Source organism: Sulfurimonas sp. (genome assembly GCF_019429335.1).
Lineage (GTDB): Bacteria > Campylobacterota > Campylobacteria > Campylobacterales > Sulfurimonadaceae > Sulfurimonas.
The window spans coordinates 136,793-149,535 of record NZ_JAHYJB010000001.1; the positions used below are offsets into that span (position 1 = coordinate 136,793).

15 protein-coding genes are annotated in these 12,743 nt (G+C 37.3%); 7 read left to right on the top strand and 8 right to left on the bottom strand.

Translation table 11 applies throughout. The features are described from left to right. The first annotated feature begins 62 nt into the window (after nt 1-62). Genes metG through K0A91_RS00795 form a run of 4 tightly spaced genes read left to right on the top strand, consistent with a single transcriptional unit; the run spans nt 63 to nt 5,423 of the window. The gene (gene metG / locus K0A91_RS00780) at nt 63-2,000 is read left to right on the top strand and encodes a methionine--tRNA ligase (RefSeq protein ID WP_295007169.1); all 1,938 of its coding nucleotides are present in this window, start codon (nt 63-65) and stop codon (nt 1,998-2,000) included. Beyond that, entirely contained in the window at nt 1,997-2,995 is a 999-nt protein-coding gene (locus tag K0A91_RS00785; protein ID WP_295007171.1) for a hypothetical protein, read from the top strand. Before metG ends, K0A91_RS00785 begins: the two co-directional genes overlap by 4 nt. A gap of 16 nt (nt 2,996-3,011) precedes the next feature. Then, the gene (gene dctP / locus K0A91_RS00790) at nt 3,012-4,145 is read left to right on the top strand and encodes a TRAP transporter substrate-binding protein DctP (RefSeq protein WP_295007173.1); all 1,134 of its coding nucleotides are present in this window, start codon (nt 3,012-3,014) and stop codon (nt 4,143-4,145) included. A gap of 48 nt (nt 4,146-4,193) precedes the next feature. Beyond that, on the top strand, nt 4,194-5,423 hold the full coding sequence (locus K0A91_RS00795; protein ID WP_295007175.1) for a putative glycoside hydrolase: 1,230 nt from the start codon (nt 4,194-4,196) through the stop codon (nt 5,421-5,423). Here the strand turns inward: K0A91_RS00795 and K0A91_RS00800 are convergent. Together K0A91_RS00800 and queC are read right to left on the bottom strand one after the other, a co-directional pair. Then, nucleotides 5,407-6,069, bottom strand: coding sequence for a SprT family zinc-dependent metalloprotease (locus K0A91_RS00800; protein WP_295007177.1), 663 nt, complete (start codon nt 6,067-6,069; stop codon nt 5,407-5,409). The two genes, K0A91_RS00795 and K0A91_RS00800, sit on opposite strands and share 17 nt — an antisense overlap. After that, a complete protein-coding gene (queC, locus tag K0A91_RS00805; RefSeq protein ID WP_295007179.1) occupies nt 6,056-6,730 on the bottom strand; it encodes a 7-cyano-7-deazaguanine synthase QueC in 675 nt (224 codons plus the stop codon). Before queC ends, K0A91_RS00800 begins: the two co-directional genes overlap by 14 nt. An 82-nt stretch (nt 6,731-6,812) precedes the next feature. Here queC and K0A91_RS00810 point away from each other — a divergent pair, with 82 nt between their 5' ends. From K0A91_RS00810 to K0A91_RS00820, 3 genes are all read left to right on the top strand, one after another. Further along, nucleotides 6,813-6,992: a putative motility protein gene (locus tag K0A91_RS00810; RefSeq protein ID WP_295007181.1), complete on the top strand. Its 180-nt coding sequence runs from the start codon at nt 6,813-6,815 to the stop codon at nt 6,990-6,992. Between the two features lie 75 nt (nt 6,993-7,067). Beyond that, nucleotides 7,068-7,487: an rRNA maturation RNase YbeY gene (gene ybeY / locus K0A91_RS00815; RefSeq protein ID WP_295007183.1), complete on the top strand. Its 420-nt coding sequence runs from the start codon at nt 7,068-7,070 to the stop codon at nt 7,485-7,487. A gap of 6 nt (nt 7,488-7,493) precedes the next feature. Further along, on the top strand, nt 7,494-8,420 hold the full coding sequence (locus K0A91_RS00820) for a calcium/sodium antiporter (protein ID WP_295007185.1): 927 nt from the start codon (nt 7,494-7,496) through the stop codon (nt 8,418-8,420). 41 nt (nt 8,421-8,461) lie between these two features. Here K0A91_RS00820 and mrdA read toward each other — a convergent pair whose 3' ends face one another. Genes mrdA through lptC form a run of 6 tightly spaced genes read right to left on the bottom strand, consistent with a single transcriptional unit; the run spans nt 8,462 to nt 12,742 of the window. Further along, nucleotides 8,462-10,249, bottom strand: a complete 1,788-nt coding sequence (mrdA, locus tag K0A91_RS00825; protein ID WP_295007187.1) for a penicillin-binding protein 2 — start codon at nt 10,247-10,249, stop codon at nt 8,462-8,464. Then, complete coding sequence (locus K0A91_RS00830) at nt 10,246-10,698, bottom strand: hypothetical protein (RefSeq protein WP_295007189.1); 453 nt, start codon at nt 10,696-10,698, stop codon at nt 10,246-10,248. The genes mrdA and K0A91_RS00830 overlap by 4 nt, the downstream gene beginning before the upstream one ends. Continuing rightward, a complete protein-coding gene (locus tag K0A91_RS00835) occupies nt 10,665-11,126 on the bottom strand; it encodes an N-acetyltransferase (RefSeq protein ID WP_295007191.1) in 462 nt (153 codons plus the stop codon). The genes K0A91_RS00830 and K0A91_RS00835 overlap by 34 nt, the downstream gene beginning before the upstream one ends. Further along, nucleotides 11,123-11,734, bottom strand: coding sequence for a ribosome biogenesis GTP-binding protein YihA/YsxC (yihA, locus tag K0A91_RS00840; protein WP_295007193.1), 612 nt, complete (start codon nt 11,732-11,734; stop codon nt 11,123-11,125). The genes K0A91_RS00835 and yihA overlap by 4 nt, the downstream gene beginning before the upstream one ends. After that, complete coding sequence (lptA, locus tag K0A91_RS00845; protein WP_295007196.1) at nt 11,727-12,224, bottom strand: lipopolysaccharide transport periplasmic protein LptA; 498 nt, start codon at nt 12,222-12,224, stop codon at nt 11,727-11,729. The genes yihA and lptA overlap by 8 nt, the downstream gene beginning before the upstream one ends. Further along, nucleotides 12,221-12,742 (bottom strand): LPS export ABC transporter periplasmic protein LptC, encoded by a 522-nt coding sequence (gene lptC / locus K0A91_RS00850; RefSeq protein WP_295007198.1) that lies wholly within the window; start codon nt 12,740-12,742, stop codon nt 12,221-12,223. The genes lptA and lptC overlap by 4 nt, the downstream gene beginning before the upstream one ends. Nucleotide 12,743 lies beyond the last annotated feature (1 nt).

Genomic DNA, 12,743 nt, shown 5'->3' on the forward strand with positions numbered 1-12,743 from the left:
TGGCGTAGCTGAACGGGACTTATTCCGATTAGCGTTTTAATTATAAGTAAAAAGGATAAAAATTGAGCAAATATATAACGACACCCATCTATTACGTTAACGGCGAAGCGCATATCGGACATGCATACACTACTTTCATGGCAGACACAATGACTAGATATGAGAAACTAAAGGGTGAAGATACCTACTTTTTAACAGGCACCGATGAGCATGGACAAAAGATAGAGGAGTCGGCTCAAAAAAATTCTAAGCCAACACAGCAGTTCGCGGATGAGATAAGTGCCGGTTTTAAAAATATATGGGATGATTTTGGAATAAATTACGACAAATTTATCCGCACTACAGACAATAATCATAAAAAAGGAGTACAAAAAGCCTTTGAAGTTATGTATAACAAAGGCGATATCTACAAAGATTTTTATGAGGGTCACTACTGTGTAAGCTGTGAGACTTTTTTTACTGAAACTCAGCTTGTTGATGGCGAATTTTGCCCTGACTGCGGCAGAAGCACCAATATAATCAAAGAGGAGAGTTATTTCTTTAGACTATCAAAATATGAAGATGCACTTTTAAAGCACTATAGTGAGAATCCTGATTTTATAATGCCACGTTCTCGTGCAAATGAAGTTATAAACTTTGTAAAAGGGGGTCTTCGTGACCTTTCTGTTACTAGAACCTCCTTTACATGGGGTGTAAAGATGCCAGAGTCAATTAAAGACGACAAGCATGTGATGTATGTCTGGCTTGACGCGCTTCTTAATTATATAACGGCTCTTGGATATGGAACAACCGAAGAGAACATGAGATACTGGCCAGCCTCTGTTCAGTTTGTAGGAAAAGATATTCTCCGTTTTCATGCAATATATTGGCCTGCATTTTTAATGAGTTTGGATCTCCCTCTTCCAAAACATATCGGCGCTCATGGTTGGTGGACCAGAGACGGCGAAAAGATGAGTAAATCAAAAGGAAATGTCATCTCTCCAAGACAGGTTGCAGATGTTTACGGTGCTGAGAATTTAAGATATTTTATGCTTAGAGAGGTGCCTTTTGGACAAGACGGCGATTTCTCGCAAAGAGCATTTATCGACAGAATAAACTCTGAACTAAGCAATGATTTAGGCAATCTTTTAAACCGTATTATCGGTATGAGCGGAAAATATTCAGACTTTGAGATAGAGAGCGTTAATGTTATGAAGTACCATAAAAAAGAGCTTGACGCCATGAATATAGTTCTAGACTCTCTTGATACATTTATGGAAAACCTCCAAACGCATAGATATCTTGAGGAGCTTTGGAGACTATTCTCTATCGGAAACAAGGCGATAGAAGAGCATGCTCCATGGGTTAAGATGAAAGAAGCCAAAAAAGATGAGGCTCTTGCTACCGTTGCGCTTGTAGCAAATATATTGGCTAAAGCATCAATTATGCTCCACCCTATTATGCCAAATACTACAAACACTATTGCAGATGCACTCAATTTCAGAATCGACAACGCAAGCTACAAAGAGCTTGTAGTTAATAAAAAACTTCTAAAATTATTTAATATCAAAGTTGTTCCGCCTCTTTTTCCGCGCGTTGAAGAGCCGCTTATGCCAGAGGCTCCTCTTGCACAGCCAAATGCAACAAAAGAGAGTGCTAAAGCAGTCGAAATAGAGACTCCTGTTGAAGAAGATAATCTAATTGAAATCGGTCAATTTTTTCAAACATCTCTAAAAGTAGGCACAATCGTTGCGGCCGAAGAGGTAGAAAAAAGCAAAAAGCTCTTAAAGCTGCAAGTTGATTTGGGTGAAGATAAACCAAGACAGGTTGTTGCCGGAATAAGAGAGTTTTACACCCCAGAATCTTTGATAAATAGATCTGTTTGCGTTGTTGCAAACCTAAAGCCTGCAAAACTTATGGGACTGGTATCAGAGGGAATGCTTCTTGCTGCTAAGGATGAAGATGGTCTATGTTTGATTAGACCTGAGACACCTAAGAAAGCAGGCACACCTATTGGATGAGACTTGAGAATTTTCTAGCACTTACGCAAGCCAAGCTTGTAAATGAGCCATGTATAAGCAGCTTTGAAAACATTGTTTTTGAGGCTTCCAAAATAAAAAGAGGCGACCTTTTTTTTGCCTATGACTATGATGATATAGATTTGGCAGTTCAAAACGGTGCCTACTGCATTGTTTTTGATAAACCGACGGATGCCAAAGACAGTGAAATAGCATGGATACATGCACGCAGCTTGGATTATGCACTTAAGAGATTGCTCCGCTTTAAGATAATAGAAAAAGAGATTACCGCTTACGAGTGCAACGAGATTGTTTTAAAACTATCGATGCAAATCACAACAGAGCCGAATTTATTAACACTGCATGGGGATTTAAAGTCTGTTTTCAACTCTCTTTGGAATGTTCAAAACAGAACAGTCATCCTTTTTAGCCCTGCCCTATGCGACAAAGAGATATTCGCAACAGTAAAAAAGATGCCAAATGCTCCTTTGGGCTCAATAGAGATTATGGAGCAGACTCTATTTGAAACATCATTTATATATGACAATATTTACTACGAGAGACAGCTTATATCGCCATTTTTTATTCCCTATCTAGAAGAACTGCTTCACCTATATAAGTCGCTTAAGATTAACTACAAATTTAAAAAATTTACTCATATAGAACATTTTGAACCTGTATTTACAAACAAAAAATTTGAGATAAAAAACTTTGGAACAAGCGATAAAGTGCTTATTTTCGAGCCAAATGTCGAGCTGATAGATTCACAGATGCTTTTTTTAAAGCGACATGCTTCATGGGCAAACATAATTTTCATAGCACCCTTAAGCATAAAGATACAAGAGCATGAGAAAAATATCTTTACATATAAAGGTGAAAAAGATATCATCAACATACTAAAAAGCAACAACTTCAACTTTGCGCTGATAGTCGGTGTCGATAAAACTATATTAAATAAACCGCTATCCAACCAAACCCAGCTTACTATGGATTTTTAATTAAGGAAGCAAAAAAATGAATAGAAGAGATTTTTTAACAACGGCAACAACAGCCTCTGCAGCACTTGCTTTGAGCGGATGTAATGATGGCAATCGTCAAGCTATCGACTACTCAAAGCATCCTGAACAAAAACAGAACGATGTAAAAAATGTATATGTAAATAGAAATAAAAAAAGTGTAATAAAACTCGCAACCAGTTGGCCTGGAAGCTTTCCTATCATGGGAGTCGGCGTTGAGAGATTGGCTGCTAGGCTAAAAGATATCAGTGGAGGCTCTTTAGAGGTGAAAATTTATCCAAAAAATGTACTTGTGCCTGACTTGGCAGTGTTTGACGCGTGTTCCAGCGGTCAAATAGACGCTTTTCACTCGGGCCCATACTACTGGAAGGGGAAAAACAGTGCGTTTTCTCTTTACAGCGGTATCCCTTTTGGTTTTACGGCAGAGGAGATAAACTCTTGGATGCTTTATGGAGGCGGGCTTAGTCTCTGGAGAGAGCAGTACGCAAAATATAATCTCCATCCGTTTATGGGTGGAAATACCAATATCCAAATGGGCGGATGGTTTAGAAAAAAGATTAACTCTCTTTCAGATATGAATGGACTTAAGATGCGCATTCCTGGGCTTGGCGGAGAGGTCTTCTCAAAGATGGGAGTTAACTCCGTGCTTCTAAGTGCAGGAGAGATATATACTTCACTGGAGCGCGGTGTTATTGATGCTACTGAGTGGGTTGGACCTGCGCTTGATATTAAGATGGGATTTTATAAGGTTGCACCGTTTTACTACTCAGGGTGGCATGAACCGGGCTCAATTCTTGAGCTTACCTTTAATAAACAGTTCTGGAACAAACTATCCTTTGAACATCAGAGTATGATTGAGGTAGCTTCGAGTGAGATGAACTCAAATATGACATACGAATTTCACAACGAAAATATTCATGCGCTTAAAAAATTAAAAGAGCTGGATATAACTATCCTTCAATTTCCTCAAGATGTTATCGAAGCGGGAAAAGTAGCACTAAGGGATGTTATCAGTGAACTTGGCGAAAAAAACAGTGACTTTAAGAGGGTCTACGGCTCTATACAAAATCATCTTTCTCTCTCAAAAGAGTGGAGCGACGCAAGTCTTAGATATTTTTTAAATGCAAGGTGAACAATAAAGATGTATAATCGCATTTAAACTTGAGATAAAGAGATATCAGTGAAAATTTTACTATTTGCCGCCGTTTTATTACAAAATCTGCTTTTTGCTTCTTTTAGCGCAAATATCATAGATGCAACTACTTCAAAGCCCATCAAAGATGCCACCGTAAGCAATTCAAATTTTAGCGTAAAAAGTGATGCAGAGGGATTTTTTTCAATTGATAACGGCGAAAAAATCCTACATGTAAAAGCATGTGGATATAGACCATACAAAATAGAGAGCCAAGATGAAGATGCTACAATCAAGCTTGAACCGCTTATAGTAAAAGCGCTTTATCTAAGTTTTTGGCACACAAGCAATCAATCGCCTAAGCTTAGAGATATGTTAAAAATAATCGATGAGACAGAGGTAAATACCGTTGTTGTTGACGTTAAGAATGAATATGGACAGACATCATTTAAAACTTCTTTTGAGCAGGGCAACAGCTACGGCGCTCATAAAAGTATCATAAATAGAAACATAACAGAGTTTATGAAGTTGATGAAATCCAAAAATATCTACACTGTTGCCAGAGTTGTTACATTTAAAGATGAACTTCAAGCGATAAATAACCAAGATTACGCAATAAAAAGAGAAGATGGAACCATCTGGAGAAACCATGACAATATGGCTTGGGTAGACCCGTTTGACAAAAGAGCTCATAATTACACAATTTCAATAGCCGAAGAGGCCGCTAAAGTCGGGTTTAACGAGATAAACTTTGACTATATACGTTTTCCGGCAAAAGATGGATTAAAATACTCGAAAGAGAGTACACAAGAAAACAGGATAAAAGCAATAAGTGATTTTTTAGCCTTAGCGCAAAAGAGACTTAGAAAATATGGAGTCTTTATCTCTGCTGATACGTACGGTAATATCTGCTGGACCGACGATGATAACAATATAGGTCAAACTATCAGCTCAATGGCCCAGCATGCGGACTATCTCGCACCAATGCTCTACCCTTCAGGGTTTGCCAGCGGCTCTTTTTCTTTAAAACATCCGTCTGATTATCCGCATGAAGTTATATACAAAAGCATAAAAAACATAGAGGATAGAATTGAGACAAAAAGAGTTAGACCGTGGCTACAGTACTTTAAAGATTACGCGCATACGAGAAGAGACTATAAAAAATTTGAGATAAGAGAGCAAATCAGAGCTGTCGAGGATATAAACACAAGCGGTTGGATGATGTGGTCGCCATCTAGCAGATATCACATGGACTATTTTGTCAAAATAGACGAATAGCCTTTAGCTCACGGTTGAGAGATTTTGCATCAGGTAAATAGCGCTCAACTAGTGAGTGGAATTTTTTTGAGTGATTCATATGAACTAAGTGCGACAACTCATGTACTACTATAAAATCAATCAATTTTTTATCTATTTTAATTAACTCAATATTTAAAGTGATAACGCCCATTGAACTGCAACTGCCCCATCTGCTTCTCATTTTTCTGAATTTTATTTCACTAAAATCAAGCTCCATAATCCGTGAATAGTGCTCTACTCTTGGAATGAGGTAATTTTTTGCATAATTTTTGTAAAATTTATCATAGCATTTTAAGACAGCCTCTGCATTTAAAACATCAACCCTCTCAAGCTCTTTTCTTAGCTCTTTCGCCTCATCAATATCTATGCTGAGTATCTCGCCAAAAAGCAGAACTTCATCCTCCATATTTATCTGCGGCTGCGGATTGTTTTGGATTTTTTGAAGCTGTTTTCTTATCCAAAGCTCTTTTTTTTCAAGAAGATTTCTGACATAATCTTCGGAGACATTTGATGTTTTAACGGTAATAAGCCCATTTCTCTTAACACTGATGTAGCTGTTTTTTAGAGCTCTATTACGTACATGCAGTATCTCTAAATCGTTAAAACTTATTTTACTGATACTCAATTGGATCTTTTACTCCGGCAAGTTTAAAGCCGTTTAATCTCAGGCGGCAGCTGTCACAAACACCGCAAGCACTCTCTTCATTTTTATAGCAGCTCCAAGTATGGCGCAGCGGAACGTTTAGCTCAAGTGCGTACTGTACGATTTGTGATTTTTTAAGATGCACCAGAGGCATATAAATCTCTATCTTTGTCTCATCTTTTGTTCCTAGGTTGATGCTCTCTTGCATACTTTTAATGTAAGATTCCCTGCAATCAGGATATCCGCTGCTGTCTTCTTCTACTACGCCTATGCTTATAATCTCAGCAGACTCTTTTTCCGCAATAGCAGCCGCAATACTTAAAAATATGCCGTTTCTAAATGGAACGTAAGTTACAGGAACACCCTCTTCGATGCCATTTATCGGCACCTCTATGTTTTTATCGGTAAGCGCAGAAGCCCCTATTTGAGAGAAGAAATCCAAATCCAAAACATACCTGTTTATAACACCAAGATCATCACAGACTGCATGAAAACATGAGAGCTCTTTTGTTTGCGTTCTTTGCGCATAGTTAAAATGCACAGCCACTATGTCATATCCATCTTTTTGCACCATATAGGCACTAAGCGTAGAGTCCATGCCCCCGCTCATAATACAAACTGCTTTTTTATTTTCTAAAATCATAAAACAATTTTAACATAATATTTTAATCTTCATTGAAAGAATTAAGCAATATAATTGCCGGATATATAAAAAAGGAGAAGATATGAATGTTTCATCTTCCACAGCAGCCGCTCCAAGTTCAACTCATATAGAAGTTATGAAAAAGGCTATGGAGACACAAGAGCAGCAGGTTTTAAAAATATTAGAGGGTTCTGCGGAGCAGTCTCAAAAGGTTGCGGCACAAAAAACAGGCATCGGAAATAATTTAAACATTGCCGGCTAATATACATGTATAAAATAGTGATTAAGTTCACTTATTTTATACAATAACCCCTCCACATTTGGTATAATCTCGCCTATGATTGAACTTGACAATAGAACCTCATTACAACTAAACACAGACACCATTGAAGCAATTGCCGACTCTCTTACAGATAAAGAGATAGAGCTTATTATCACCGACGCGAATGAGATGAGAGAGATAAACAGAACTCATCGTAATATTGACAAAGCTACAGATGTTTTAAGCTTTCCTTACGAAGAGATGCCTATGAGCCCGCTGGGAAGTATAGTTATCTGCTCTTCGCATATAGAAGAAAAAGCTAAAGAGCTTGGTCATGCTCAAAGTGACGAGTTTGCCCTTCTTTTTATTCACGGTCTGCTTCATCTTCTAGGATACGACCATGAAGTTGACAATGGAGAGATGAGAGAAGAGGAAGCAGGTTTAATCAAAAAATTCAATCTGCCTCAAAGCCTAATAATCAGAAACCAAGGATAAACTTTAATGGATTTTATAATTTTTACAGCCGCAATGGCGGCACTTGTATATGGGGCAGGCTTTGTTATAAAAGAGTCTGAGAGAATAGCCCTGCACTTTAATATATCACACTTTGTTATCGGTGCAACACTCGTAGCATTCGGTACATCAATGCCTGAGATGGCAGCGTCAATGATGGCATCGTATGCCGGTAAAAGCGATATAGCTGTTGCAAACGTAGTTGGTAGTAATATATTTAACATAGTGCTAATCTTGGGAATTGTACTTTTGGTCTCTAAAAGCATGCATCCAAAGAGAAATCTATTTGAGAGAGACGGCGCATGGGTTATTGTTCCTGTTATTATTTTTATGATAATGATTCAAGACGGGATTATAAGCAGAAGCGATGGTTTATTATATCTTTTAATTATGGTCTCATATCTGATATTTCTCTTTACGGGCTCAAAAGATGATTTAGAGGGAGGAATTGACGAAGATTTAATAAAAGAGAAGTTTAATTGGACAAAGACCATTATGCTTCTGGCTGTAGGGTTCCTCCTGACAATTGGCGGTGCAAATTTCGTTGTTGAGAGCGGAACAAACATAGCTAGAATTTTTGGTGTCAGCGAGTGGATAATAGGTCTTTTTCTTATTGCGCTTGGAACATCGCTTCCAGAACTTGTAGTCTCTTTGGTTGCTATCAAGAATGGTAATGCAGAGATGAGTATAGGAAACGTAATAGGCTCAAATATTGCAAACCTTTCGATGGTTTTAGGGGCAGCATCGCTTATAAATCCGCTAACGATAGACTTGGATGCCACTAAATTTGATGTTTATATAATGGTTGCCGCATCTTTGACACTTCTGTTTATATTGGCTAACAAACTTTATAACAAAGCAGGTGCAATATTTTTACTCACAATATTGGCTCTTTTTATTCTAAACACTTTTTGATTTTTTTACAATCTTAGGGTAAGTTCTGAGATTGTATATATTTACTGCTTGATATATCCAGTCTCTAAGAGCTTGTTATATATTTTTGATACGATATCTCCGGTAGCAGCACCGCCATGTCCGCCGTGCTCAACCATCGCAACAACTACATACTGAGGCTTATCAAACGGACCGTATGAGGCAAACCAAGCGTGTGAACGCGTATAGTACTCCATCTCATGCTCTAGTTCTCTCTCTTTTATGTCCTGTAAAATACCGACCACCTGCGCAGTACCGGTCTTTCCTGCAATTTTAACTTTTGTTCTAATATAGTTTGTTCCTGTTCCGCCTGGAGAGTTGCAAACTTCATACATCGCCCTTTGAATCGTTGCTATTTTGCTTAATTCATCTTCGTTAAGCACATCTTGCAACTCAGGCTCAACAACTTTATCCCCTATCATGCTTGCAAAATAGGGACGAGGAAGCTTAGATGTCGCCATTAGGGCGGTAAATTGGGCAATCTGCATTGGAGTGGTTAAGAAATCACCCTGCCCGATTGATGTATTGACAGTTTCGCCGATAAACCACGGTTTATTATATTTCAATCTTTTCCACTCTCGTGATGGAATGGTGCCTATAAATTCATTTGGTAAGTCGACTCCTGTTTTTTTGCCAAGTCCGTATCTCATAAATCCGTCACTCATTTTTTTAATGCCAAGCTGAATACTGCCTTTATAAAAAAAATCATCGCAACTCTCTCTTATTGCCTTTTTTATATCCACACTTCCGTGTCCATCTTTTTTCCAGCATCTAAACACCCTTGTACCAAGTGGCATTGATCCTGTACAGTATGTATTCCAGTTGGGGCCGATTTCAGGCGAAGCAATATATATTAAACCAAGTCCTGTTTTTATAACTGAACCGGGAGGATAAAGTCCGTGAATAAGTTTGTTTGTAAAAGGCTTATCAAGGCTGCTGGAGAGCTTGTTCCACACTTCATTACTTATGCCTGATACAAATGTGTTTATGTCATACTCTGGGAAACTGCTTGCTGATAAAATAGCACCGTCTACTCCCATTACTACTACCGCACCCGCCTTTCCCTTGAATAGGGTTGAGATATATTTTTGAAGTTCAATATCTATGTTAAGAGTCAGTTTTCTGTCCTCAGAAGCTTTTTTATATGAGAACTCTTCCACCTCTTGATTATTTGCATTTACTTTTATCTCACGCTCTCCGGCTAGTCCTTGAAGATATTCGTTATAGTAATTCTCTATTCCTGTTTTTCCCGTATATCCTATCAGCTTTTTAAGTTCATCATTTATGATGTCATTTTTGTTGGCACGTCCTACATATCCGATAGAGTGGGCACCCACTTCATTATATGGGTAATATCTCTTTGGCGAAGAGACTATGTTTATATTTTCTCTTAGATTTAGTACGGAGTAAATCGGCATAATCTCCTCATAAGAGACAAACTCAACTATGTCAATGAAGTTATGGTTGTAGTATGAATCAGCTTTTTTATAATCTTTAACCATTTTTTCTCTGTCTAAATTTGGCAGCAAAGCTATAATCGTATCCATCTCAGACTCAAAGATATGTTGATTTTTTTTAAGTCCAAGATGCGGAGCCAACTGTATCTTAAAACCAAGTTTATTAATCGCAATAGGTCTGTTGTTTATATCTACAATCTCTCCTCTAACCGGTGCGATCTGCTCAATTTTAATTGTGTTGTTGTAAGAGAGTTTCTCATAGTAGGTGTTTGATTCTACAGAGAGCATAAAAACTCTTACCAAAAGAGCCAGCCACGTTGCTATAAACACAAAAAGTATAAATTTTATTTTCACAATATGCTCATTATTAAAAACTCAATTGCTATGTAATATATAACATAGTAGTCTATGCTTGGCTCTGGGAGCAAAAATACACTTGATAAAACAGAGTGAAAAACAAAAAAGCCGATATATACTAATATTACACTCAGCAATTTTATACATGAATTACAACCTAGGCTCTGAGTGATTTTTGGCATAACATATCTGTAGATAACGGCAAAATATATAACGGTACTAAAGAGAACATATCCATTTTCTGCCTCAAAAAGAAGCAGACAGGCAGATATTAAAAAAAGTGAAACAGGGTCCTCTTTTTTCAGCGCTTTGGAAAAATAGATAAACAGAATGGATAATAGTGGCGGAAGAAACAGATATATCCCGCTTAATGCCGTATACAGAAGAAATGCAACAACATATAGATATGGTGCTAAAGGGTTTTTATAAGAGATACTTCGTTGCATACTGGAAAGTGCTTACATTTAATACAGTCAGCCCAAATTTTATGTTCAGGAAGCGACTCTTTCGGAATTTCAACAAACCCAAGTTTTTCAAAAAAAGATTGTCTATAAGTTAGGCTGAGAACTTTTTGAAGCCCAAGCATACTAGCCTCTTCTATCGCCTTGGCAATCAGACTCTGCCCTATTCCCGTTCCTCGTCTGCCCTCTTTTACAACAAGAGATCTAATCTCAGCTAGTGCCGGTGTATGAATGTGAAGAGCGCAAAATCCTACTATTTCGCCGTCCTCTTTTGCAAGTATGTAAGATCTTATGTTTGTTGCTATCTCATCAGAACTTCTTGCAAGAATAACTCCTGCTTCAACTTCAGAAATAACAAGCTTTTGCATATTTTCTATATCAGACAATCTGGCTTTTGTTAATTCAACGCTCATCTAGAGGATTCCTTTAAAATATTATGTATTATCGCTACAATCTTTTCCATGCCCTTCTTTTTAGAGCTAGAGACCATCAAAGCCTGAGGAAACTCTCTTTTTAGAGCGCTCTGCTCTTTTTGGTTTAGTTTATCTATTTTAGTGAAAATCTGCAGTACATGTTGAGACTCATTGGAGAATTCAAGCAAAAAATCACTCACCGACTTGTCAATCTCCAAATGTGGGTGTCTGCTGTCTATTAGATGTATAAAGATTTTTATCTGCGCTCTGAGTGATATATAATCTGTAAGATTTTTTTCCCAGTCACTTTTTATAGATTTTGAAACCTTTGCGTATCCAAAACCAGGCAAGTCAACAAACTTTGCAAAACTTTTCTCAGAACTTTCTCTGTCTATAAACGTTACGTCAAAATAGTTTATAAGTCTGGTTTTACCAGGGGTTGATGAGACTTTAGCCAGACCTTTATGGTTTGTAAGAGTGTTAAGCAGTGAACTTTTTCCTACATTTGAGCGAGCCATAAAAACTACCTCATTCTGCTCATCGCTCTGTGGCGCGCCGTTTATATTTGCTGCAGATGTTACAAATTTTGCATCTACAATATCAATCATTTTGCTCTTTCTTCTCTCTTGTCTTATTGTTATCTTCAGGCATATTAAAAATCATTATAACAGGTTCTCTCTCCGCACCTTTTGCATATGCTTTGCCCTCTATTGTTTTCAATATAACCTCCTCTCCAATTATCTCTTTTTTCTCATTTACCTGTTTTAAGTGAACTTCTTTGAAGAAGTGATACTCTTTTTTTTCAGGAAGATATATCACTCTCTGGGCTTTCCCATTATATAAAGCGCCGTCTAGAGTCTGAATCTTAAATGAAGCGTTGCCCTCTGCTATAAATTTTGTAGGCTCTTGATTGGCATTTGTGTAAATTGTAACCTTTGATGCGTTTAGTTCATCGCTCCCTCTTATGATATTTACATTGCCTTCAAAAACAGAAATACCCGCCTTTTGGTCTGCATTAAATAGTTTTGCCTTAACTTTTAACTCTTGCGAAAAGAGTGTTGCTGCTAAAAAAATTGTTAAAAAAATCTTCTTTTTCATTTGTTTCCATCTTTTAAATTATATTTTGCACTCACGTTTTTTGATTCTATTTTTTCTGAAGAACTATTATACTTCAATGCATTTCCACTCACTCTGTTTTCACCTTGATAAAGTACAAAATTCCCATCAGCTACTGCTAAACTTGTCTTTTTATTGTAGGTTGCTTTTTGTGTCTCAAAAGTAAGCCCATCTTCTCTTACATAGACAATGTTTCCATCAAGATATACTATCTCATTTTTATATATGCCGTTGTCAGATTTCATATTTGCAATGTAGTCTTTAGAGCTGTCAGTATAATCAATCTTCTCAACCGCGTATCTATCTTTGTATCTTGTCGCTTTATCCCCATTCATCAGTGTAATAAGCCCTCTTGTGTCAAACTCGTACATCGTAAACGAAGAGATGCTAAAGAGAGGAACATCCACAAAAGACTGCTCTTTTATCTCTAATGGCTTAAATAAAAAAAGTATCATAAACAGACAAACTGACGCTATTATAAAAAAATAGTTTATATTCATC